The following is a 22,755-nucleotide window of genomic DNA, read 5'->3' as shown; positions in this document are numbered from 1 at the left end:
TTCCTATGCCGCAGCCGGGAGCTCCGGCCGCAGGGGCCACTCCGTGCTGACGATCTCCTCCGAGCCGCTGCGCGCGAACCACGCCTGGAGCCCGCGCGCCTGCGCCGCATGCCAGTTGGCCTGGAGCGTGTGCAGCTCCGCCGGGGAGAGCCGCTCCAGCCGGGTCGAGAAACGGCGCCCCAGCGCCCGTACGACCTCCATCGCGGCCAGCGCGTCCGCCGCCGCGTCGTGCGCCCCCTCCAGCGGCACCCCGTAGTGCGCGCACAGGTCGGTCAGCGTGCGGCGGCCCTTGCGGTAGCGGTCCAGGTGCTTGTCGAGCACCCGAGGGTCGAGCACCCGCAGCGGGGCCGAGGCGAACCAGCGCTCCAGCGAGGACGCCCGATGACGCCGCAACTCCCGGTCCAGCAGCGTCAGATCGAACGGCGCGTTCATCACCACAAGAGGCCGGCCCCGCCCCGCCTGCTCGCCCAGCTCCCGGGCTATCTCCTCCATCACCGGCGACGGCCAGCGGCCGTTGCGCTGCAGGTGCTCCTCCGTCAGCCCGTGCACGGCCGTCGCCTCCGCGGGCACCGGCACCCCCGGGTTCACCAGCCAGCGGCTCACCCGCGGCCGGGACCCCGGAGCGTCCTGGACGACGACCGCGGCCGACACGATCCGGTCGGTCTCGACGTCCACGCCGGTGGTCTCCGTGTCGAACGCGGCGAGCGGGCCCTCGTACCAGAACGTCATGCCTACCCAACTCCTCGTTCACCCATGGCAGCTGACGTACCGTCTTCTGCCCGTTTGGTGATACCCGGGCCGTTTGCGCCGTACGCCGGAAGGACACAACAGGAATACAGGTCTTTGCAGTTCAGGGGCCTCAACGGGGATTCACTACGCCTGGAAGGCTGTTGGTCATGGCGATAGCGCAGCCCGAGCGGGGCGGGCTGCTGCCCGAGCGGACGGCACCCCATCGCGGCACCCTCGCCACCACCGCCTGCATGGAGACACTGCAGGTGGGCTATCTGCACGCGGTCGCCGCGGCGGCCGGCTGCTCGCTGTCCCAGCCCTTCCCGGACAACGGCATCGACTGGCACGTCAGCCACAGCGCGCCCGGCCACACGGTCGACGACGAGGTGACCATCAAGGTGCAGCTGAAGTGCACGTACCAGATACCGCCGAATCCCCCGGGCCGCTCCTTCTCCTTCACTCTCGACAACGACCACCTGGCGAAGCTCGCCCGCACCCCCGTCGCCGTGCACAAGATCCTCGTGGTGATGATCGTCCCCCGGTCCCAGGACCAGTGGCTGCGGGCCGGTCACGACCGTCTGGACCTGCGGCACTGCTGCTACTGGACCAACCTCGCCGGACACCCGATCACGGGCCGGCACCGCACCACCGTGCGCGTCCCGACCTCGCGCATCTTCGACGACCACGCCCTGTGCGAGATCATGACCCGGGTCGGAACGGGAGGCAGACCGTGACACACCGTCCCCTCGACGAGCAGTCCCGCACCGTCCGGCCGCACCCGGCCGAGTCGCTGTGGACCCGGCCGCCCGCGCCCGACCAGGTCGACCCGGCCGTGCTCGGCGCGCTGCTGCGCCGCCACGGCTGGCACCGCCGCGGAGGAGCCCCAGGGCGCTACGGCCGCTGGACGCCACCGGGCCCGGGCGGCAGCGGCACGAGCCTGCTGGTGCCGGAGAGCCGCGCCTTCCCCGACTGCGACGACCTGATCGGCGAGGCGCTCCTCGCCCTGACCCACAGCGGCTCGCCCTCCGCCCGCGACGTGCTGGTCGGTCTCACCGTGCCCAGCGACGAGATCCACTGGTGGCGGGACGTGCCGACGGGACCCGTGGGCGCCGCTCCCTGGGACGTCGAGGACCGGTTGCGCACCGCCGCCCGCCAGATGCTGCTGGCGGCCGCGCTCGCCACCCGCGCCCGGGCCGGCTATCACGGCGCCCGGCACCGCAGGCCCGCCGCCGCGCTGCTCGAGCACGTCCTGATCGGCGCGGCCACCGGCGGCCGCCGGCTCACCGCCTTCGTGCCCGTCGCCACGGGCCGTCCGCTCGCCGTACGTCTGCACCAGGCGCTGTACGCCGCCCGCGAGGCCATCGACTACCAGCGGGCCACCGGCGGCATGGACGCCTTCGACAGCGCCGTCGAGGCCGGGGTGAGCCACGAGCTGACCGAGGCGCTGGTCACCCTCGTGCGCGGGTCCGAAGGCGCCCGGATCGCCGTCGAGTGGGCGCCCGCCGCGGGTGTCCCGGAGGGCGGTGCGGCGCCCGCCGAACCGGTTGAGTTCTCCCCGGGAGACCTGCCCGTCCTGCGCGCGGCCGGAGCCCGCTATCTGCGCGGGGAGCCGTCCGTCCCGGTGCGGATCACCGGCGCTGTCGTCCGCCTGCGCCGCTCGGGGCCGCGCGGCGAGGGCACCGTACGGCTGCGCGTCCTCGCCGGGGCCGAGGTGCCGCACGTACGGATGACCCTGGACGAGGAGTCGTACCGCATCGCGGGCCACGCCCACCTCCTCGGGCTGCCGATCAGGGTGCACGGGAGGCTGGAGAGCCGGGGCGGCTTCCGGCGCCTCGCGGCCGCGTCCGGGGTGGCACCGGTGCAGGTCGACGAGGCCGAGCGGGACCGGCTGATGAAGTCGCTCCAGGAGACCGCGGAGATCACGACCTTCTTCGAGGAGGCGTGCGGCGGGGACTGAGCCCCCTCGGGGCACCGGAACTGTTTCGCGGTGGACGGCTGTGGGTCGGTACGATCCCATTCATGCGCGCGCTCCAGGTATGGCGCCGCATCCCCCAGCAGTCAGGAGAGTCCGGTGTCAGACGTCCGTGTGATCATCCAACGCGATTCCGAGCGGGAAGAGCGCGTGGTGACGACGGGCACTACGGCCGCCGACCTCTTCGCCGGCGAGCGCTCGATCATCGCCGCGCGCGTGGGCGGTGAGCTCAAGGACCTCGCCCACGAGGTGAAGGAGGGCGAGACCGTCGAGGGTGTCGAGATCTCCTCCGAGGACGGCCTGAACATCCTGCGCCACTCCACCGCGCATGTGATGGCCCAGGCCGTGCAGGAGATCTTCCCCGAGGCCAAGCTGGGCATCGGCCCGCCGGTCAAGGACGGCTTCTACTACGACTTCGACGTGGAGAAGCCGTTCACGCCCGAGGATCTCAAGGCCATCGAGAAGAAGATGCAGGAGATCCAGAAGCGCGGCCAGCGCTTCTCCCGCCGCGTCGTCACCGACGAGGGCGCCCGCGAGGAGCTGGCGAACGAGCCCTACAAGCTCGAGCTCATCGGCCTCAAGGGCTCCGCCTCCTCCGAGGACGGTGCGGACGTCGAGGTCGGCGCCGGCGAGCTGACGATCTACGACAACCTGGACGCCAAGACCGGCGAGCTGTGCTGGAAGGACCTCTGCCGCGGTCCCCACCTGCCCTCGACCCGCTCCATCCCGGCGTTCAAGCTGATGCGCAACGCGGCCGCCTACTGGCGCGGCAGCGAGAAGAACCCGATGCTCCAGCGCATCTACGGAACCGCCTGGCCGTCGAAGGACGAGCTGAAGGCCTACCTCGACTTCCTGGCCGAGGCCGAGAAGCGCGACCACCGCAAGCTCGGCTCCGAACTGGACCTGTTCTCCATCCCCGAGCAGATCGGCTCCGGCCTCGCCGTCTTCCACCCCAAGGGCGGCATCGTCCGGCGCGTGATGGAGGACTACTCGCGCCGCCGCCACGAGGAAGAGGGGTACGAGTTCGTCTACACCCCGCACGCGACGAAGGGGAAGCTCTTCGAGACCTCGGGCCACCTGGACTGGTACGCCGACGGCATGTACCCGCCCATGCAGCTCGACGAGGGCGTGGACTACTACCTCAAGCCCATGAACTGCCCGATGCACAACCTGATCTTCGACGCGCGCGGCCGCTCCTACCGCGAACTGCCGCTGCGCCTGTTCGAGTTCGGGACGGTGTACCGGTACGAGAAGTCGGGCGTGGTGCACGGCCTGACCCGCGCTCGCGGCTTCACCCAGGACGACGCGCACATCTACTGCACCCGTGAGCAGATGGCCGAGGAACTCGACAAGACGCTCACCTTCGTGCTGAACCTGCTGCGCGACTACGGCCTCACGGACTTCTACCTGGAGCTGTCCACCAAGGACCCGGAGAAGTTCGTCGGCTCCGACGAGGCCTGGGAGGAGGCCACCGAGACCCTGCGGCAGGTGGCCGAGAAGCAGGGCCTGCCGCTGGTCCCCGACCCGGGCGGCGCCGCCTTCTACGGCCCGAAGATCTCCGTCCAGGCCAAGGACGCCATCGGCCGGACGTGGCAGATGTCGACCGTGCAGCTGGACTTCAACCTGCCCGAGCGCTTCGACCTCGAGTACACGGCCGCGGACGGTTCCAAGCAGCGTCCCGTCATGATCCACCGTGCGCTGTTCGGCTCGATCGAGCGCTTCTTCGCCGTGCTCCTGGAGCACTACGCGGGTGCGTTCCCGGCCTGGCTGGCCCCGGTCCAGGCGATCGGCATCCCGATCGGCGACGCGCATGTCGAGTACCTGGAGAAGTTCGCCGCGGCCGCGAAGAGGAAGGCCCTGCGCGTCGAGGTCGACTCCTCCTCCGACCGCATGCAGAAGAAGATCCGCAACGCCCAGAAGCAGAAGGTGCCCTTCATGGTCATCGCGGGCGACGAGGACATGTCCAACGGATCGGTGTCGTTCCGCTACCGGGACGGCTCCCAGGAGAACGGCATCCCGTTCGACGAGGCCATCGCGAAGATCGCGAAGATCGTCGAGGAGCGGGCGCAGGTCTGACGGCCTTCAGCCAGGCGTACGAAGGCCCCTGGAATTCGCCGATCCGGGGGCCTTTGCCCTGCTCCGGCGAGGACGCCATATGCTGCACCTCATGACGAGTGAGCCGGAGCAGCAGATCGGAGTGGGGACGCAGGACGCGTTCCAGCGCCTGTGGACGCCCCACCGGATGGCCTACATCCAGGGCGAGAACAAGCCGACCGGTCCCGGAGCCGACGACGGCTGTCCGTTCTGCTCCATCCCGGCCAAGTCGGACGAGGACGGGCTGATCATCAAGCGGGGCGAGCAGGTGTACGCGGTGCTCAACCTGTACCCGTACAACGGCGGCCATCTGATGGTCGTCCCCTACCGCCATGTCGCCGACTACACCGACCTCACGGAGTCGGAGACCGCGGAACTCGCCGAGCTGACCAAGCAGGCGATGACGGCGCTGCGCACGGCTTCCGGAGCCCATGGGTTCAACATCGGCATGAACCAGGGCTCGGTCGCAGGCGCGGGTATCGCCGCCCACCTGCACCAGCACATCGTGCCGCGCTGGGGCGGCGACACGAACTTCATGCCGGTCGTCGGCCATACGAAGGTACTGCCGCAGCTGCTGGCGGACACGCGCAAGATGCTGGCCGAGGCGTGGCCCACGGGCGCTGCGTAGCCGGAGGGCGACGTTCAGCCTGTCCGGCCCTGGAGCACGAAGCCGTCCAGGCCGACGGCGAGGTCCGGGAGCGGCAGCGCCGGAACGGCCACGGTACCGAGCGGCACCACCCGGACCGCCGGAGGCACTACGCGTCGTAGACGTCCGCCTTCTTCGGCGTGGGGTCCTGCACCTGCGCGCTGAGGAACGCCGACCGCGTCCCGAACGCCTCCACGTCCGCCCCGTGGTCCCTCAGGACCCGGATCGCCGCCGCGTGCACCACACGTAGCACCGGCGTGGCGGCGCGTATCGCGTCGTCGGCCATGAAGCGGTGACGCCACGGCTGGTCCGCCCAGGCGTGGCGCAGACCGAACGGCTCCGGGAGGGTCAGCGAGCCGCCGAGCCAGTTCAGGAACGGCGGGTACCAGGTGAGCGGGGCGCGCGCGGCCAGCCGAACCACCTCGTCGGCGTCGACCAGCGGCAGCCTCACCTTGCGGGTCTCCCAGAACTTGACGGTCTTCGCCACCTCCTTCTCCTTGGGCTCGGGCTTGGTGGTGAACAGGGCGTTGACAGGCCCCAGAGCGTGTCCGGTGACCTCGATACGCAGGGTGTCGTGCAGCACCGTCACCGTGATGAGCATGGTGAGGATCAACTGACCGTCCCACAGCGTCCACTGGACACCCAGGTAGTGCCGGTCGCCGCTGCCGAACTGCTGCTTGTTGCAGATGTCCTGTATCGCGTGCGTCTTGATCGTGTACGCGTCCACGTCGGTGCCGCTCGGCCGGGACACCTCCGTCGCCTTCTCCCCGATCGGGGTGACGATCCAGTGCGTGATGGTGGGCTTCGGGAAGCCGCCGGTGTTGATCGAGGTCCGCTCCAGCATCGCCAGGTCGCCCTGGATCGCGGTGATCACGTCCCAGCTGCGGAAGGGGTGGAAGTCCTTCCCCGGCTCGGCGGAGACCAGGTCCTCGGCCAGCTGCCAGCTGCCCCAGCGCGTGCCCATGCCGAGGATGCCCTTGGGACCGGCGTAGAAGACGGAGTTGGACCGCTGCTCGGCGCTCAGCCGGGTGAGCTCCTTGCGCAGCTGCTCGGCGGCGTCACCGGGGTGTCCGGGCACCGCCTCGGGGATCTTGGCGCCCAGACCGCCGCCGGCCAGCAGACTGTCCCAGCGCTCCCGCAGGTCCTTCGCCGTCCGCTCGCAGATCTGCTTGGCCCAGAACCAGCCGACGACGGGCATGACGACCGTCGCGCGCGCGTACCATGCCCAGAAGCCGGAGAACGGCATACGGATCATGAAGATCACGGCGAGGGCGCCGACAGCGACCAGAAGCGTCGTGGCGAGCGCACCGGCGCGCTTGTCCGTCCGCCTGCCGAGGGTGGTCCGGATCTGGAACACCAGCAGCCACACCAGCAACCCCGGCAGGAACAGCACTCCGCACAGGACCGTCACCGCCGACAGCCAGTTGTCTCGTTCCCGGCGGATGCGGTAGGCCGCCAGGCAGTGCTCCACGACGACCTGCGGCTCGGTGCCGAAGGACTGGATGAGGGGCTTGCGCCCGGCTCCCAGCATGCGGTCGATCACCGCCCGGGAGTAGGCCTCACCGAGCTTGGGGCGGAATATCCTCGCCCCCGGACGCGGGGGCTTGACGGTCGACTGGTGCCACTCGTTGTCGGCCTGGAGGATCTTCGTGACCTCGTCGTCCTCCCGGTACGCCGCAGAGGCCAGGGCGTAGGTCGCCGCCGTCTGGCCCGCGGAGCCCGAAAGGGGCACCTGCGCCCCGGGGCTGAAATCGAATCCGTCCGTCACTGCCGCCCCCTCGCCGCCGAACCCGCTCCTGCGGCCTTTCCCGACTTCCCTGCTCCGCACACCTGTTGAACAGGTCATCGTGCTCGTCGTGCATCGACTTGATCAGGACATCAGCGTATCCGCAGGCACGGACATGCGGGGGCGGACGACCGGAAGCCGCCCGCCTCCCGTATGGAGAGAGGAACAGGAGTTCAACTACGGGGCCCGCTGCGCCTCTTGGCGGATCTTCTCCGCCAACTGCGGCGGCATCGGCTCGTGCCGCGCGTAGGAGCGGCTGAAGCGTGCGGTGCCGTGCGAGAGGGAGCGCAGGTCGACCGCGTACCGGCCGATCTCGATCTCCGGTACCTCGGCGCGGACGAGAGTCCGGCCGCCGCTCACCTGCTCGGTGCCCAGCAGCCGGCCGCGCCGCGCGGACAGGTCGCTCATCACCGCGCCCACGTACTCGTCGCCCACCAGCACCGACACCTCGGCGACCGGTTCCAGCAGATGGATCCTGGCGTCGGCCGCCGCCTCGCGCAGAGCGAGCGCACCGGCGGTCTGGAAGGCGGCGTCCGAGGAGTCGACGGAGTGCGCCTTGCCGTCGAGCAGCGTGACCCGTACGTCAACGAGGGGATGCCCGGCGGCCACGCCCCTGGCGGCCTGCGCGCGCACGCCCTTCTCGACGGACGGGATGAACTGCCGCGGCACGGCACCGCCGACCACCTTGTCCACGAACTCGATGCCGGAGCCGCCCGGCAGCGGTTCCACCTCGATCTCGCAGATGGCGTACTGGCCGTGGCCGCCGGACTGCTTGACATGACGGCCCCGGCCGGCGGACCTGCCCGCGAAGGTCTCCCGGAGGGACACCTTGTGCGGGACCACGTCGACCTGGACGCCGTACCGGCTGCGCAGCCGCTCCAGGGCGACGTCCGCGTGCGCCTCGCCCAGGCACCACAGCACCACCTGGTGCGTGTCCTGGTTCTGCTCGAGGCGCATGGTCGGATCCTCGGCGACCAGCCGGGCGAGGCCCTGGGAGAGTTTGTCCTCGTCCGCCTTGCTGTGTGCCTGGATGGCGAGCGGCAGCAGCGGGTCGGGCATCTGCCAGGGCTCCATCAGGAGCGGGTCGTCCCTGGCCGAGAGGGTGTCCCCGGTCTCGGCACGGCCGAGCTTGGCCACGCACACCAGGTCGCCCGCGACGGCGTGCGTGACGGGGCGCTGCTGCTTGCCGAAGGGGATGGTCAGGGCGCCGATCTTCTCGTCGACGTCGTGGTCCTCGTGGCCGCGGTCGGCCAGGCCGTGTCCGGAGACGTGCACCGTCTGGTCGGGGCGCAGGGTGCCGGAGAAGACGCGGACGAGCGAGATGCGGCCGACGTAGGGGTCGGAGGAGGTCTTGACGACCTCGGCGGCCAGCGGGCCCTCGGTGTCGCAGGCCTTCAGCTCGCGCGGCTTGCCGTCGATGGTGGTGACCCCCGGCATCGGATGCTCGAACGGGGTCGGGAACCCGCCGGTGACCAGCTCCAGCAGCTCGACCGTGCCGAGGCCCTGCCTGGCGCCCTCGGCGGCGGGGGCGGCGGCCAGGACGGGGAAGAAGCTGCCGCGTGCCACGGCCCGCTCCAGGTCGTCGATCAGCGTTTTGAGGTCGATCCGCTCACCGCCCAGGTAGCGGTCCATGAGGGTCTCGTCCTCGCTCTCGGAGATGATCCCCTCGATGAGCCGGTTGCGGGCCTCCTCGATCTCCGGCAGATGGTCCTCGCCGGGCTCGGACTCCTTGCGCTCACCGGTCGAGTAGTCGAACAGCTTCTGCGTGAGCAGCCCGATCAGCCCGGTCACGGGCGCGTGCCCGTCAGGCCCCTGCGGGCCGTGCAGCGGCAGGTACAGCGGCAGGACGGCATCGGGGTCGTCCCCGCCGAACGCCTCCGCGCAACGGCGGGTCATCTCCTCGAAGTCGGCCCGTGCCGCCTCCAGGTGCGTGATCACGATGGCGCGCGGCATACCGACGGCCGCGCACTCCTCCCACGCCATGCGCGTCGAGCCGTCCACCCCGTCCGAGGCCGAGACGACGAACAGGGCCGCGTCCGCCGCGCGCAGACCGGCCCGTAGCTCTCCGACGAAGTCGGCGTATCCGGGGGTGTCCAGCAGATTGATCTTGATCCCGTCCGATTCGACGGGAACCAGGGAGAGCTGCACCGAGCGCTGCTGCCGGTGCTCGATCTCGTCGTAGTCGGAGACGGTGCCGCCGTCCTCCACGCGGCCCGCCCGGTTGACCGCTCCCGCGGTCAGCGCGAGAGCCTCCACCAGAGTCGTCTTGCCCGATCCGCTGTGGCCGACCAGCACCACATTCCGTACGGACGCGGGCCGGTCGGCCGCCGTTGCCCTGCCGGCGGCTCCGGGGTGTACGTTCGCCTTGTCGCCCATGGCCTTGCCTCCCGTGCACGGTGAGGTCACTGTGGGCGCGGACATGCGGACCCGCGTGCGAGGCGGCTCCGGTGACGCCCGCGGTGTCCTTCGAGCTTCGCACTCCCGTCACGGTGCGTCCATACGAGGGACGCGATCTCGACATCCGGCCGTGCTCCGGCCGTCGGGACCGGGCCGTGGTCCGGGGCCGTCAGGCCGTGACACGGGGCCTTGGGTGCCCGGCCGTCGCGTGCACGCGGGCGTGGCTACGATTGGGCGCGCCGGTGGCCAGCAGGGGCCGCACGGCTCACCGACCCTCGGGAAGGCCATGCTGAACAAGTACGCGCGTGCTTTCTTCACGCGTGTTCTCACACCGTTCGCCGCGTTTCTGATCCGGCGGGGCGTCAGCCCCGACACGGTCACGCTGATCGGCACGGCCGGCGTGGTCGCGGGCGCACTGGTCTTCTATCCCCGGGGCGAGTTCTTCTGGGGCACGGTCGTCATCACGCTGTTCGTGTTCTCCGACCTCGTCGACGGCAACATGGCCCGCCAGCTCGGCCGCTCCAGCCGCTGGGGCGCATTCCTGGACTCCACCCTGGACCGGGTCGCCGACGGCGCCATCTTCGGCGGCTTCGCCCTGTGGTACGCGGGCAACGGCCACGACGACGTCCTGTGCGCGGTGTCGATCTTCTGCCTGGCCAGCGGCCAGGTGGTGTCGTACACCAAGGCCCGCGGCGAGTCGATCGGGCTGCCCGTCGCGGTCAACGGGCTCGTGGAGCGCGCCGAACGCCTGGTGATCTCGCTGGTCGCGGCCGGGTTCGCGGGCCTGCACAAGTTCGGCGTGCCCGGCATCCAGTACCTGCTGCCCGTCGCGCTGTGGATCGTCGCCGCAGGCAGCCTGGTCACGCTGATCCAGCGGGTCGTGACCGTGCGTCGGGAATCGGCGGAGGCCGACGCCGCCGCGGCGGCGCAGAACGACGACGACGCCTCGCACGGCAGCGAGGCCGCCAAGTGAGCGGTGGGAAGAGGAGCGGGGCGGCGGCATGACCAGCCTCCAGGAACGGCTCACCGACGGCCTGTACGGCCTCGGCTGGAGCACCGTCAAGACGCTGCCCGAGCCCGTGGCCACCCGGCTCGGCCGCACCATCGCCGACCTCGCCTGGAAACAACGCGGCAAGGGCGTACGACGGCTCGAGAGCAACTACGCGCGCGTGGTGCCCGACGCGACCCCGGAACGGCTCGCCGAGCTGACCAGGGCGGGCATGCGGTCATACCTGCGGTACTGGATGGAGTCCTTCCGGCTGCCCATGTGGAGCCCCGAGCGCATAAAGCGCGGCTTCGAGCCCAAGGACCTGCACTTCCTCACCGAGGGGCTCGCCGCGGGCAAGGGCGTGGTCCTCGCCCTTCCGCACCTGGCCAACTGGGACCTGGCGGGTGCCTGGGTCACCACCGAGCTGCGCACGTCGTTCACCACGGTCGCCGAGCGGCTCAAGCCGGAGACGCTCTACGACCGGTTCGTCGCCTACCGCGAGGGCCTCGGCATGGAGGTGCTGCCGCACAGCGGCGGCTCCGCGTTCGGCACCCTGGCCCGGCGGCTGCGTGACGGCGGACTGGTCTGCCTGGTCGCCGACCGAGACCTGTCCGCCTCCGGCGTCGAGGTCACCTTCTTCGGCGAGACGGCCCGGATGCCCGCGGGGCCGGCCCTCCTCGCCCAGCACACGGGCGCGCTCCTGCTGCCGGTGACCCTCTGGTACGACGACTCGACCGTCATGCGGGGCCGCGTGCATCCCCGGATCGAGGTACCCCGCTCAGGCAGCCGGGCCGAGAAGACGTCTGTCATGACACAGGCGCTGGCCGACGCCTTCGCCACGGGTATCGCCGAACATCCGGAGGACTGGCACATGCTGCAGCGGTTGTGGCTCGCCGACCTGGACCCGAGCAAGGACCCCGGGAAGGGCACGCCGTGAGGATCGGCATCGTCTGCCCGTACTCCTGGGACGTGCCGGGCGGCGTCCAGTTCCACATCCGCGACCTGGCCGAGTACTTCATCCGGCTCGGGCACGAGGTGTCCGTCCTCGCCCCCGCCGATGACGACACTCCGCTGCCGCCGTACGTCGTCTCGGCCGGCCGCGCGGTCCCGGTGCCGTACAACGGCTCGGTGGCCCGCCTGAACTTCGGCTTCCTGAGCGCGGCCCGGGTGAGGCGCTGGCTGCACGACGGCGCGTTCGACGTGATCCACATCCACGAGCCCACCTCGCCCTCCCTCGGCCTGCTGGCCTGCTGGGCGGCGCAGGGCCCGATCGTGGCGACCTTCCACACGTCGAACCCGCGTTCCCGGGCGATGATCGCCGCCTACGCGATCCTCCAGGCGGCCCTGGAGAAGATCAGCGCACGGATCGCCGTGAGCGAGTACGCCCGGCGCACCCTCGTCGAACACCTGGGCGGCGACGCGGTCGTGATCCCGAACGGTGTGGACGTCGACTTCTTCGCCAGGGCCGAGCCCGAGCCCGAGTGGCAGGGGGACACGATCGGCTTCATAGGGCGCATCGACGAACCGCGCAAAGGCCTGCCGGTGCTCATGAAGGCCCTGCCGAGGATCCTCGCCGCCCGCCCGCGGACACGCCTGCTGGTCGCGGGCCGGGGCGACGAGGAGGAGGCGGTCGAGACCCTCCCCGCCGAGCTGCGCCCGCGTGTGGAGTTCCTCGGCATGATCAGCGACCAGGACAAGGCCCGCCTGCTGCGCAGCGTCGACCTGTACGTGGCGCCCAACACGGGCGGCGAGAGCTTCGGCATCGTCCTCGTCGAGGCCATGTCGGCGGGCGCCCCGGTCCTCGCCTCCGACCTGGACGCCTTCGCACAGGTCCTCGACGGGGGAGCGGCCGGGGAACTGTTCGCCAACGAGGACGCCGACGCCCTCGCCGACGCGGCGGTACGCCTGCTGGCCGACCCGGACCGCCGAGCCGTACTGCGCGCGCGGGGAAGCGTCCACGTACGGCGCTTCGACTGGTCGACGGTCGGCGCGGACATCCTGTCCGTCTACGAAACGGTCACGGCGGGCGCGGCGGCGGTGGCGGCCGATGACCGGGCCACGGGGCTGCGGGCCCGGCTGGGGCTGGCGCGGGACTGAAACACGCCTGTCCGGCGATCGAGGACGAGGCCGTTCAGGCCGAAGCGGGGGTCCGGGGGCGGCAGCCCCAGCGACGGCCACGCGACCGGCGACCACGGCGGAGACAAGCACCGCGCAGCACCCCGGCGGACCCGGTCGAGCGCCCCGGTAGCCTTGCCGCCCGTGACCGCAACCCTCATCTGGATCCTCGTCGCCCTCCTCGCGATCGGCCTCTATCTGAGCTGGACCGCGGGACGGCTCGACCGGCTGCACTCCCGGATCGACGCGGCGCGCGCCGCGCTCGACGCCCAGCTGCTGCGACGCGCCTCGGTCACGCAGGAGCTGGCCACCTCGGGGGTACTCGACCCGGCCGCGTCGATCGTCCTGTACGAGGCCGCGCACGAGGCCCGGCAGGCCGAGGAGGAGCAGCGGGAGGTCGCCGAGAGCGAGCTGAGCCAGGCGCTGCGGGCCGTCTTCGCGGAGGCGCAGCAGGTCGACGCGGTGCGCCAGGCACCGGGCGGGGAGGCGGCGGCACAGGAGCTGACCGAGGCGGTGCGCCGGGTGCCGATGGCCCGCCGCTTCCACAACGACGCCGTACGCGCCGCGCGGGCGTTGCGGCGGCACCGCAAGGTGCGCTGGTTCCGCCTCGCCGGGCACGCCCCGTCTCCCCTGGCGTTCGAAATGGACGACGAGCCCCCGGCGGCGCTGACGGACCGTTCGGCGGCCTGAGGACACGGACGGCCGGAGACGGTGTCGTTCCCCGCCGCGACGCAGAACGATCCACCGGCTCTCCATTGGCCCTTGCGGTGGCCTGCACCCGTCCCGTTTCCTCGGTCCAGCAGAAATCCGTCTTTTCCCCAGTGAGGTCGAAACCCGTGTCCAGCGAGCTCTCCACCCCCCAGACCCCCGAGACCGGCACCGCCCGCGTCAAGCGCGGCATGGCCGAGCAGCTCAAGGGCGGCGTGATCATGGACGTCGTCACGCCGGAGCAGGCGAAGATCGCCGAGGACGCGGGCGCCGTCGCCGTCATGGCCCTGGAGCGGGTCCCGGCCGACATCCGCAAGGACGGCGGTGTGGCCCGCATGTCCGACCCGGACATGATCGAGGGCATCATCGACGCCGTCTCCATCCCGGTCATGGCGAAGTCCAGGATCGGCCACTTCGTCGAGGCCCAGGTCCTGCAGTCCCTCGGCGTCGACTACATCGACGAGTCCGAGGTCCTCACCCCGGCCGACGAGGTCAACCACTCCGACAAGTGGGCGTTCACCACGCCGTTCGTCTGTGGCGCCACCAACCTCGGTGAGGCGCTGCGCCGCATCGCCGAGGGCGCTGCGATGATCCGCTCCAAGGGCGAGGCCGGTACCGGCAACGTCGTCGAGGCCGTCCGCCACCTGCGCCAGATCAAGGGCGACATCGCCCGTCTGCGCGGCCTGGACAACCACGAGCTCTACGCCGCCGCCAAGGAGCTGCGCGCCCCCTACGAGCTGGTCAAGGAGGTCGCCGAGCTGGGCAAGCTCCCGGTCGTGCTGTTCTCCGCCGGCGGTGTCGCCACCCCCGCCGACGCCGCGCTGATGCGCCAGCTCGGCGCCGAGGGCGTCTTCGTCGGCTCCGGCATCTTCAAGTCCGGCGACCCGGCCAAGCGTGCCGCCGCCATCGTGAAGGCCACCACCTTCTACGACGACCCCAAGATCATCGCGGAGGCGTCCCGGAACCTCGGCGAGGCCATGGTCGGCATCAACTGCGACACCCTCCCCGAGTCCGAGCGCTACGCCACCCGCGGCTGGTGAGTCACCGCAGAGACAGCACGAGGACTGCACGAACACATGACTGACGCACCCGTCATAGGCGTCCTGGCCCTCCAGGGCGACGTACGGGAGCATCTCATCGCCCTGGCCGCGGCCGACGCCGTGGCCAGGCCGGTGCGGCGCCCCGAAGAGCTCGCCGAGGTCGACGGCCTCGTCCTCCCCGGCGGCGAGTCCACCACCATCTCCAAGCTGGCCGTCCTCTTCGGCGTGATGGAACCCCTCCGCGCGCGCGTGCGCGGCGGCATGCCCGTATACGGCACCTGCGCGGGCATGATCATGCTCGCCGACAAGATCCTCGACCCGCGCTCCGGCCAGGAGACCGTCGGCGGCATCGACATGATCGTGCGCCGCAACGCCTTCGGACGGCAGAACGAGTCCTTCGAGGCGGCCGTCGACGTCAGGGGCATCGAGGGCGATCCCGTGGAGGGCGTCTTCATCCGCGCCCCCTGGGTCGAGTCGGTCGGGGCCGGTGCCGAGGTGCTCGCCGAGCACGACGGCCACATCGTCGCCGTACGCCAGGGCAGCGCTCTCGCCACGTCCTTCCACCCGGAGCTGACCGGCGACCATCGTGTGCACGCCCTGTTCGTCGACATGGTGCGCGCCGACCGGGCACCGGACTCCTTGTAGGATCTCCAGGGGTCCCTCCAGCCGTTAAGGTCTGGGGGAGTTCGTTGCAGAGATGGGTTACGCGAAGGAGACAGGCAGATGTCCGGCCACTCTAAATGGGCCACGACGAAGCACAAGAAGGCCGTGATCGACGCCAAGCGCGGCAAGCTCTTCGCGAAGCTGATCAAGAACATCGAGGTCGCGGCCCGGACGGGCGGCGCCGACCCTGACGGCAACCCGACTCTCTACGACGCCATCCAGAAGGCGAAGAAGCAGTCGGTCCCGAACAAGAACATCGACTCCGCCGTAAAGCGCGGCGCGGGCCTGGAGGCCGGCGGCGCCGACTACGAGACGATCATGTACGAGGGCTATGGTCCGAACGGTGTCGCGGTGCTCATCGAGTGCCTCACCGACAACCGCAACCGCGCCGCCTCCGACGTCCGCGTGGCCATGACCCGCAACGGCGGCTCCATGGCCGACCCCGGCTCCGTCGCGTACCTGTTCAACCGCAAGGGCGTCGTGATCGTCCCCAAGGGCGAGCTGAGCGAGGACGACGTCCTGGGGGCCGTGCTCGACGCGGGTGCCGAGGAGGTCAACGACCTCGGCGAGAACTTCGAGGTCATCAGCGAGGCGACCGACCTGGTGGCGGTCCGCACCGCCCTCCAGGAGGCCGGGATCGACTACGACTCCGCCGAGGCCGACTTCGTCCCGACCATGCAGGTCCAGCTGGACGAGGAGGGCGCCAAGAAGATCTTCAAGCTGATCGACGCGCTCGAGGACAGCGACGACGTGCAGAACGTCTTCGCGAACTTCGACGTCAGCGACGAGATCATGGAGAAGGTCGACGCGTAACGCTGCCGCTGGGCTCGACGGGCCGACGGGGACACTCCCGTCGGCCCGTCGCTTTGCCGGTTGTTGTCGGTGGCACCCGATAGCCTGCACGAACTGGGGGTACCGCCCAGCGGTTGCTGGGGGAGAGCGAAGGGAGGGCCGCGTGCGCGTGCTGGGGGTGGACCCGGGGCTGACGCGATGCGGTGTCGGAGTGGTGGAGGGCGTGCCCGGGCGCACGCTGACCATGCTCGGCGTCGGCGTCGTGCGGACGCCCGTGGACGCCGGCCTCGGCCACCGGCTCGTCGCCGTCGAGCAGGGCATCGAACAGTGGCTGGACGAGCACCGGCCCGAGTTCGTCGCCGTCGAGCGCGTCTTCAGTCAGCACAACGTGCGGACGGTGATGGGCACCGCCCAGGCCAGTGCCGTCGCCATGCTGTGCGCGGCCCGCCGCGGCATCCCCGTCGCCCTGCACACCCCCAGCGAGGTCAAAGCGGCCGTCACCGGCACCGGGCGCGCCGACAAGGCCCAGGTCGGCGCGATGGTCACCCGGCTGCTGCGGCTGGACGCCCCGCCCAAGCCCGCCGACGCCGCCGACGCCCTCGCCCTCGCCATCTGCCACATCTGGCGCGCGCCCGCGCAGAACCGACTCCAGCAGGCCGTCGCCCTGCACGCCTCGAAGCACGTCACGAAAGGCCGTACCGCATGATCGCCTTCGTCAGCGGCCCGGTCGCCGCCCTCGCCCCGGACTCCGCGGTGGTCGAGGTGGGCGGCATGGGCATCGCCGTCCAGTGCACGCCGAACACACTCTCCGCACTCCGGGTCGGCCGGCAGGCGAAGCTCGCGACCTCCCTGGTCGTCCGGGAGGACTCACTGACCCTGTACGGCTTCGCGGACGACGACGAGCGCCAGGCCTTCGAGCTGCTGCAGACCGCGAGCGGCGTCGGCCCGCGCCTGGCGCAGTCGATGCTGGCGGTGCACTCGCCGGACGCCCTGCGCCGCGCCGTGGCGACGGGGGACGAGAAGGCGCTCACCGCCGTCCCCGGGATCGGCAAGAAGGGTGCCCAGAAGCTGCTCCTGGAGCTGAAGGACCGCCTGGGCGAGCCGGTCGGTGCGCCCGCGGCCGCCGCAGCGGCCGCCTCCGGCTGGCGCGACCAGCTGCACGCCGCCCTGGTCGGCCTCGGGTACGCGAACCGGGAGGCCGAGGAGGCGGTCGCCGCGGTCGCCCCGCAGGCCGAGGCCGCAGGAGGCACGCCCCAGGTCGGTGCCCTCCTCAAGGCGGCCCTGCAGACCCTGAACCGAGCCCGCTGAGCCAGCCAGGAGACGTCAAGTGAACTGGGACGACACGACCGACACCCCCGCTCCCGAGCGGCTGGTGGGCTCTGTCGCCGACGGTGAGGACCAGGCCGTCGAGGCCGCCCTGCGCCCCAAGGACCTGGACGAGTTCATCGGCCAGGAGAAGGTCCGCGAGCAGCTCGACCTGGTGCTGCGCGCCGCACGCGCGCGGGGCGCCACCGCCGACCACGTGCTCCTGTCCGGCGCCCCCGGACTCGGCAAGACGACCCTGTCGATGATCATCGCGGCCGAGATGGGTGCCCCCATCCGCATCACCAGCGGCCCCGCCATCCAGCACGCCGGCGACCTCGCCGCGATCCTCTCCTCCCTGCAGGAGGGCGAGGTCCTCTTCCTCGACGAGATCCACCGCATGTCGAGGCCCGCCGAGGAGATGCTCTACATGGCGATGGAGGACTTCCGCGTCGACGTGATCGTCGGCAAGGGCCCCGGGGCCACCGCCATCCCGCTGGAGCTGCCGCCGTTCACGCTGGTCGGCGCGACCACGCGCGCAGGCCTGCTGCCGCCTCCGCTGCGCGACCGCTTCGGCTTCACCGCACACATGGAGTTCTACGAGCCGGCCGAGCTGGAGCGCGTCATCCACCGCTCGGCGGGCCTGCTCGATGTGGAGATCGACCCCGAGGGCGCCGCGGAGATCGCCGGCCGCTCCCGCGGCACCCCCCGTATCGCCAACCGGTTGCTGCGCCGGGTTCGGGACTATGCCCAGGTCAAGGCCGACGGAGCCATCACCCGTGAGATCGCGGCGGCGGCCCTCGCCGTCTACGAGGTCGACGCGCGCGGCCTCGACCGCCTCGACCGCGCCGTCCTCGAGGCCCTGCTCAAACTGTTCGGCGGCGGCCCCGTCGGCCTGTCCACGCTCGCCGTCGCCGTGGGGGAGGAGCGGGAGACGGTGGAGGAGGTCGCCGAGCCCTTCCTGGTCAGGGAAGGACTGCTCGCCCGCACCCCCCGCGGACGGGTGGCGACACCGGCCGCCTGGGCGCACCTCGGGCTGACCGCACCACGCGGAGCGACCGGCGGAAACGGACAACAGGACCTGTTCAGGGCGTGACGGCGCGGGACTCGCACCGGCAGGAACCCGGGTGCCATGCTGAGCGTTGTTCCTTGCGTGCGGACTCGCTTAGACTCCGCCGATGCCGCCTCAGTGGGCGGCGCCCCATCACACCCCCATCCACCAGGCCGCCGTTCCAGCGGTCGTGCGAAGGAAACTCCGTCCCGTGAATATCGTGACCCTCCTCCCGTTCATCGTGCTCATCGGGGCCATGTTCCTGATGACCCGCTCGGCCAAGCGCAAGCAGCAGCAGGCAGCGGACATGCGCAATCAGCTGCAGCCCGGCAGCGGCGTCCGCACCATTGGGGGGATGTACGCGACGGTCAAGGAGGTCAACGACGACACCGTCCTCCTTGACGCGGGCCCTGGCGTGGAGCTGCTCTTCGCGAAGAACGCGATCGGCTCCGTCCTGAGCGACGACGAGTACAACCGCATCGTCCACGGCATCGAGCACGACCTGAAGGCCGACGGCGCCGTCGTGCCGGACGACGCCTCCTCCCTCACCGAGACCGACGAGACCGACGAGCCCGCCGCCGAGGCCTCTTCGGGCCCTGCCGACGACAAGGTCGACCTCGGCAAGAAGGACGCGGACGCCGCGACCGACGCGAAGGCCGACGAAGCAGAGCCGACGAAGACCGACGGCGAGTCCGACGCGAAGTGACCGCACCCCGGGCCAGGGCGCGCGATCGGCGCGTCCGGGCCCGGGCTGTGCGGTTTTCTCGCGGAATCCCGACACAATGGCATGGCCGCCCGTGCGCTGACCTCGCGCGCGGCGGCTCGAGAGGGAGTACGAGAAGGTGGCAGCACCGAAGAAGGGCCGAAGCGCGAGCGCCCAGAACAGGCCAGGGCGCTCGCTGGCCCTCATCCTGATCGCCATCGCGGCGCTCACCGGGGGAATGTTCGCCTCCGGGCACACCACTCCGCGTCTCGGCATCGACCTCGCCGGCGGCACCAGCATCACGCTGACGGCGATCAACGAGCCCGGTCAGCCCAACACGATCAACAAGACCAACATGGACACCGCGGTCGAGATCATGAACCGACGGGTCAACGGTCTGGGCGTGTCCGAGGCGGAGGTCCAGACCCAGGGCGACCGCAACATCATCGTCAACATTCCCCGGGGCACGAACTCCAAGGAGGCCCGGGAACAGGTCGGCACCACCGCCAAGCTGTACTTCCGTCCGGTCCTGCAGCGTGAGGCCTCCGGCCCCGCCGCCTCGGCGAGCCCGAGCCCCGGCTCCAGCGCGGGCGGCAGTGCCTCGCCCAGCCCGTCGAGCCCGGTGAGCAAGAGCAAGGTCACGTCCGGCTCCACGAGCCCGACGTCCTCCACCACATCGCAGGGCCGCCCCGTCACCGACGCGCTGAAGGCGACGTCCACCCCGTCCGTGAGCGCCTCCGCCAAGCCCTCCGCGAGCGCCAAGCCCTCCGCGAGCGCCAAGCCCTCCGCGAGCGCCTCGCCGTCCGCGAGCGCCGGCTCCGCCTCCGGTGGCGCGGCGAAGCTCCAGGCCCAGTACGCCACCCTCGACTGCTCCAAGCCCGACCAGCGCGCCACGGCCGGCAAGGGCGCCCAGAAGGGCGAGCCCACCGTCGCCTGCGGCAAGGACGGCAAGGTGTGGAACAAGTTCCTGCTCGGCCCGGTCGCGGTCGACGGCACGGAGGTCAAGAAGGCCCAGGCCGTCTACGACACGCAGGGTGCCGCCGGCTGGCAGGTCCAGATGACCTTCAACTCCAGCGGCGCGAAGAAGTTCGCCGACATCACCGGCCAGCTCTCGCAGAAGACGACCCCGCAGAACGAGTTCGCGATCGTCCTGGACGACGAGGTCGTCTCCCACCCGTACGTCCAGACCGCCATCACCGGCGGCAACGCGGAGATCTCCGGCAGCTTCACCCAGCAGGACGCCCAGAGCCTGTCCAACATGCTGTCCTACGGTGCGCTCCCGCTGTCCTTCAAGGAGTCGAGCGTCACCACGGTGACCGCCGCGCTCGGCGGTGAGCAGCTGCACGCCGGTCTGATCGCCGGCGCCATCGGCCTGGCCCTGGTCGTGATCTACCTGGTCGTCTACTACCGCGGCCTCGCGGCCATCGCCGTCGCGTCCCTCGCGGTGTCCGCGGTCCTCACCTACGTGATCATGTCGCTGCTCGGCCCGACCATCGGCTTCGCGCTGAACCTGCCCGCCGTGTGCGGCGCCATCGTCGCGATCGGCATCACCGCGGACTCGTTCATCGTGTACTTCGAACGCGTCCGGGACGAGATCCGCGAGGGCCGCTCCCTGCGCCCCGCCGTCGAACGCGGCTGGCCGCGCGCCCGGCGCACCATCCTGGTGTCCGACTTCGTGTCCTTCCTCGCCGCCGCGGTGCTCTTCATCGTCACCGTCGGCAAGGTCCAGGGCTTCGCGTTCACGCTCGGCCTGACGACCCTGCTCGACGTCGTGGTGGTCTTCCTGTTCACCAAGCCGCTGCTGACGATCCTGGCGCGCCGGCCGTTCTTCGCGAACGGCCACAGCTGGTCCGGCCTCGACCCCAAGCGCCTCGGCGCCAAGCCGCCCCTGCGGCGCACCCGTCGTCCCTCCGCCCCCGTCGACCCGAAGGAGGCGTGAGAGATGTCGAAGCTCGGCAACCTCGGCGCCCGGCTCCACCGAGGCGAGGTCGGTTACGACTTCGTCGGCAACCGCAAGATCTGGTACGGCATCTCGATCCTGATCACCATCACGGCCATCGTCGGCCTGGCGGTGCGCGGCCTGAACATGGGCATCGAGTTCCAGGGCGGAGCGGTCTTCACCACCCCGAAGACGAGTGTCTCGGTGGCCCAGGCCGAGACCTACGCCCACGACGCCTCCGGTCATCCCGCCGTGGTGCAGAAGCTCGGCACGGGCGGCCTGCGCATCCAGGTCGCCGGCATCGACACCGGCAAGTCCGACCAGATCAAGGACACCCTGGCCAAGGACCTGAGCGTCCCCACGGAGCAGATCAACGCCGACCTGGTCGGCCCCAGCTGGGGTGAGCAGATCGCCGGCAAGGCCTGGGAGGGCCTGGCGATCTTCATGGTGCTGGTCGTGATCTACCTGGCGATCGCCTTCGAGTGGCGCATGGCCCTGGCCGCGTTCGTCGCACTGATCCACGACATCACCATCACCACCGGCATCTACGCGCTCGTCGGCTTCGAGGTCACGTCCGGCACGGTGATCGGTCTGCTGACGATCCTCGGTTACTCGCTCTACGACACGGTCGTCGTCTTCGACAGCCTCAAGGAGCAGACGAAGGACATCACCAAGCAGACCCGCTGGACCTTCAGCGACGTCGCCAACAGCTCGATCAACAGCACCCTGGTGCGTTCCATCAACACCACGGTGGTGGCGCTGCTGCCGGTGGCGGGTCTGCTGTTCATCGGCGGCGGCTTCCTCGGCGCGGGCACGCTCAACGACATCTCGCTGTCGCTGTTCGTCGGCCTCGCGGCCGGTGCCTACTCCTCGATCTTCATCGCCACGCCGCTCGTCGCCGACCTCAAGGAGCGCGAGCCGCAGATGAAGGCCCTCAAGCGCCGCGTCCTCGCCAAGCGCGCGCAGGCCGCCGAGGCGGAGCCCGCCCGAGCGACGGCCGAGGACGACTCCCACACCGAAGAGCCGCAGGACGCCGCCCCGGCGGTCGTCGGCCAGCGCAGCCAGCCCGCGTCCCGCAACCGCGGTCGCGGCCGGCCCTCCGGGAAGCGCCGATGACCGAGACGACCGGCATACAGACACTCCTGCTCAGCCGTATCCGGGACGTGCCCGACCATCCGGAGCCGGGGGTGATGTTCAAGGACATCACCCCGCTGCTCGCGGACCCCGCGGCCTTCACCGCGCTCACCGACGCGCTGGCGGAGCTGACCGTGCGGCACGGCGCGACGAAGATCGTCGGCCTGGAGGCGCGCGGGTTCATCCTCGGCGCCCCGGTCGCCGTCCGTGCGGGCGTCGGCTTCGTCCCCGTGCGCAAGGCGGGCAAGCTGCCCGGAGCCACCCTGCGGCAGGCCTACGACCTGGAGTACGGCTCGGCGGAGATCGAGGTGCACGCCGAGGACCTGTCGGCGTCCGACCGCGTGATGGTCGTCGACGACGTCCTCGCCACCGGCGGCACCGCCGAGGCGTCCCTCCGGCTCATCCGCCGGGCGGGTGCCGAGGTCGCGGGTGTCTCCGTCCTCATGGAACTGGGCTTCCTCGGCGGCCGCGCCCGCCTGGAGCCGGCCCTGGCCGGGGCCCCGCTGGAGGCACTGCTCCAGGTCTGAGTTCCGCGCCGCACTCCCGGGGTGGAGGCCCCGGTCCGGCGGCAGCACACGGTGAGGCGGGCCCCGGAGGAATCCCGGGCCCGCCTCGTGCGTTGATCCGACAGCAGGCCGTCTCGCGGCCTGGGGGCGAGCCCGGAGCCCGGGATCGCTACCATGGGTGCTCCGGAGC

At 71.0% G+C, this 22,755-nt stretch carries 20 protein-coding genes and 1 pseudogene; 18 read left to right on the top strand and 3 right to left on the bottom strand.

The genetic code is table 11. The features are described from left to right. Window positions 1–3: 3 nt before the first annotated feature. The gene (locus tag AC5WS8_RS11635) at window positions 4–729 is read right to left on the bottom strand and encodes a 3'-5' exonuclease (protein WP_496103258.1); all 726 of its coding nucleotides are present in this window, start codon (window positions 727–729) and stop codon (window positions 4–6) included. 167 nt (window positions 730–896) lie between these two features. On the opposite strand from AC5WS8_RS11635, the gene AC5WS8_RS11630 reads away from it, so the two are divergent. From AC5WS8_RS11630 to AC5WS8_RS11615, 4 genes are all read left to right on the top strand, one after another. Then, the gene (locus tag AC5WS8_RS11630; RefSeq protein WP_496103257.1) at window positions 897–1,463 is read left to right on the top strand and encodes a DUF4365 domain-containing protein; all 567 of its coding nucleotides are present in this window, start codon (window positions 897–899) and stop codon (window positions 1,461–1,463) included. Then, window positions 1,460–2,686, top strand: a complete 1,227-nt coding sequence (locus AC5WS8_RS11625; RefSeq protein WP_496103256.1) for a hypothetical protein — start codon at window positions 1,460–1,462, stop codon at window positions 2,684–2,686. Before AC5WS8_RS11630 ends, AC5WS8_RS11625 begins: the two co-directional genes overlap by 4 nt. A 114-nt stretch (window positions 2,687–2,800) precedes the next feature. After that, complete coding sequence (thrS, locus tag AC5WS8_RS11620; protein WP_496103255.1) at window positions 2,801–4,777, top strand: threonine--tRNA ligase; 1,977 nt, start codon at window positions 2,801–2,803, stop codon at window positions 4,775–4,777. Between the two features lie 79 nt (window positions 4,778–4,856). Further along, window positions 4,857–5,423 (top strand): HIT family protein, encoded by a 567-nt coding sequence (locus tag AC5WS8_RS11615; protein WP_496103254.1) that lies wholly within the window; start codon window positions 4,857–4,859, stop codon window positions 5,421–5,423. A 127-nt stretch (window positions 5,424–5,550) separates the two neighbouring features. On the opposite strand, the gene AC5WS8_RS11610 is transcribed toward AC5WS8_RS11615, so the two are convergent. Beyond that, complete coding sequence (locus tag AC5WS8_RS11610; protein ID WP_496103253.1) at window positions 5,551–7,209, bottom strand: AbeC-like domain-containing protein; 1,659 nt, start codon at window positions 7,207–7,209, stop codon at window positions 5,551–5,553. Window positions 7,210–7,404: 195 nt separating this feature from the next. Further along, complete coding sequence (locus tag AC5WS8_RS11605; protein ID WP_496103252.1) at window positions 7,405–9,603, bottom strand: elongation factor G-like protein EF-G2; 2,199 nt, start codon at window positions 9,601–9,603, stop codon at window positions 7,405–7,407. A 251-nt stretch (window positions 9,604–9,854) separates the two neighbouring features. Here AC5WS8_RS11605 and pgsA point away from each other — a divergent pair. The 14 genes and pseudogenes from pgsA (at window position 9,855) to AC5WS8_RS11535 (ending at window position 22,586) form a co-directional block, all read left to right on the top strand. Next, window positions 9,855–10,597: pseudogene (gene pgsA, locus AC5WS8_RS11600) on the top strand (phosphatidylinositol phosphate synthase). Between the two features lie 28 nt (window positions 10,598–10,625). Beyond that, window positions 10,626–11,549, top strand: coding sequence for a phosphatidylinositol mannoside acyltransferase (locus AC5WS8_RS11595; RefSeq protein WP_496103251.1), 924 nt, complete (start codon window positions 10,626–10,628; stop codon window positions 11,547–11,549). Further along, on the top strand, window positions 11,546–12,709 hold the full coding sequence (locus AC5WS8_RS11590) for a glycosyltransferase family 4 protein (protein WP_496103250.1): 1,164 nt from the start codon (window positions 11,546–11,548) through the stop codon (window positions 12,707–12,709). Before AC5WS8_RS11595 ends, AC5WS8_RS11590 begins: the two co-directional genes overlap by 4 nt. A 162-nt stretch (window positions 12,710–12,871) precedes the next feature. Then, window positions 12,872–13,417 (top strand): LemA family protein, encoded by a 546-nt coding sequence (locus AC5WS8_RS11585; RefSeq protein WP_496103249.1) that lies wholly within the window; start codon window positions 12,872–12,874, stop codon window positions 13,415–13,417. A 146-nt stretch (window positions 13,418–13,563) separates the two neighbouring features. After that, window positions 13,564–14,475, top strand: coding sequence for a pyridoxal 5'-phosphate synthase lyase subunit PdxS (pdxS, locus tag AC5WS8_RS11580; RefSeq protein WP_496103248.1), 912 nt, complete (start codon window positions 13,564–13,566; stop codon window positions 14,473–14,475). A gap of 36 nt (window positions 14,476–14,511) precedes the next feature. Then, the gene (pdxT, locus tag AC5WS8_RS11575) at window positions 14,512–15,120 is read left to right on the top strand and encodes a pyridoxal 5'-phosphate synthase glutaminase subunit PdxT (RefSeq protein WP_496103247.1); all 609 of its coding nucleotides are present in this window, start codon (window positions 14,512–14,514) and stop codon (window positions 15,118–15,120) included. A 78-nt stretch (window positions 15,121–15,198) separates the two neighbouring features. Next, a complete protein-coding gene (locus AC5WS8_RS11570; RefSeq protein ID WP_496103246.1) occupies window positions 15,199–15,951 on the top strand; it encodes a YebC/PmpR family DNA-binding transcriptional regulator in 753 nt (250 codons plus the stop codon). 142 nt (window positions 15,952–16,093) lie between these two features. Next, window positions 16,094–16,636, top strand: coding sequence for a crossover junction endodeoxyribonuclease RuvC (gene ruvC, locus AC5WS8_RS11565; RefSeq protein WP_496103245.1), 543 nt, complete (start codon window positions 16,094–16,096; stop codon window positions 16,634–16,636). Beyond that, on the top strand, window positions 16,633–17,238 hold the full coding sequence (gene ruvA, locus AC5WS8_RS11560) for a Holliday junction branch migration protein RuvA (RefSeq protein WP_496103244.1): 606 nt from the start codon (window positions 16,633–16,635) through the stop codon (window positions 17,236–17,238). Before ruvC ends, ruvA begins: the two co-directional genes overlap by 4 nt. A 19-nt stretch (window positions 17,239–17,257) precedes the next feature. After that, a complete protein-coding gene (gene ruvB, locus AC5WS8_RS11555; RefSeq protein ID WP_496103243.1) occupies window positions 17,258–18,328 on the top strand; it encodes a Holliday junction branch migration DNA helicase RuvB in 1,071 nt (356 codons plus the stop codon). A gap of 166 nt (window positions 18,329–18,494) precedes the next feature. Beyond that, complete coding sequence (gene yajC / locus AC5WS8_RS11550) at window positions 18,495–18,989, top strand: preprotein translocase subunit YajC (protein WP_496103242.1); 495 nt, start codon at window positions 18,495–18,497, stop codon at window positions 18,987–18,989. Window positions 18,990–19,125: 136 nt separating this feature from the next. Then, entirely contained in the window at window positions 19,126–20,925 is a 1,800-nt protein-coding gene (secD, locus tag AC5WS8_RS11545) for a protein translocase subunit SecD (protein ID WP_496103241.1), read from the top strand. A gap of 3 nt (window positions 20,926–20,928) precedes the next feature. Continuing rightward, entirely contained in the window at window positions 20,929–22,041 is a 1,113-nt protein-coding gene (gene secF, locus AC5WS8_RS11540; RefSeq protein ID WP_496103240.1) for a protein translocase subunit SecF, read from the top strand. After that, a complete protein-coding gene (locus AC5WS8_RS11535) occupies window positions 22,038–22,586 on the top strand; it encodes an adenine phosphoribosyltransferase (RefSeq protein WP_496103239.1) in 549 nt (182 codons plus the stop codon). Before secF ends, AC5WS8_RS11535 begins: the two co-directional genes overlap by 4 nt. Window positions 22,587–22,755 lie beyond the last annotated feature (169 nt).

This window comes from Streptomyces sp. PTL18 (assembly GCF_059510295.1).
The sequence above is the reverse complement of the archived record's forward strand: the minus strand, read 5'-3'. Positions and strand labels throughout refer to the sequence as shown.

What these genes read in the sequence shown, in the direction of transcription:
- AC5WS8_RS11635 (WP_496103258.1), bottom strand. Translation starts at nt 729, where the DNA reads ATGACGTTCTGGTACGAGGGCCCGCTCGCCGCGTTCGACACGGAGACC.
- AC5WS8_RS11630 (WP_496103257.1), top strand. Translation starts at nt 897, where the DNA reads ATGGCGATAGCGCAGCCCGAGCGGGGCGGGCTGCTGCCCGAGCGGACG.
- AC5WS8_RS11615 (WP_496103254.1), top strand. Translation starts at nt 4,857, where the DNA reads ATGCTGCACCTCATGACGAGTGAGCCGGAGCAGCAGATCGGAGTGGGG.
- AC5WS8_RS11605 (WP_496103252.1), bottom strand. Translation starts at nt 9,603, where the DNA reads ATGGGCGACAAGGCGAACGTACACCCCGGAGCCGCCGGCAGGGCAACG.
- AC5WS8_RS11595 (WP_496103251.1), top strand. Translation starts at nt 10,626, where the DNA reads ATGACCAGCCTCCAGGAACGGCTCACCGACGGCCTGTACGGCCTCGGC.
- pdxT (WP_496103247.1), top strand. Translation starts at nt 14,512, where the DNA reads ATGACTGACGCACCCGTCATAGGCGTCCTGGCCCTCCAGGGCGACGTA.
- AC5WS8_RS11570 (WP_496103246.1), top strand. Translation starts at nt 15,199, where the DNA reads ATGTCCGGCCACTCTAAATGGGCCACGACGAAGCACAAGAAGGCCGTG.
- ruvA (WP_496103244.1), top strand. Translation starts at nt 16,633, where the DNA reads ATGATCGCCTTCGTCAGCGGCCCGGTCGCCGCCCTCGCCCCGGACTCC.
- secF (WP_496103240.1), top strand. Translation starts at nt 20,929, where the DNA reads ATGTCGAAGCTCGGCAACCTCGGCGCCCGGCTCCACCGAGGCGAGGTC.
- AC5WS8_RS11535 (WP_496103239.1), top strand. Translation starts at nt 22,038, where the DNA reads ATGACCGAGACGACCGGCATACAGACACTCCTGCTCAGCCGTATCCGG.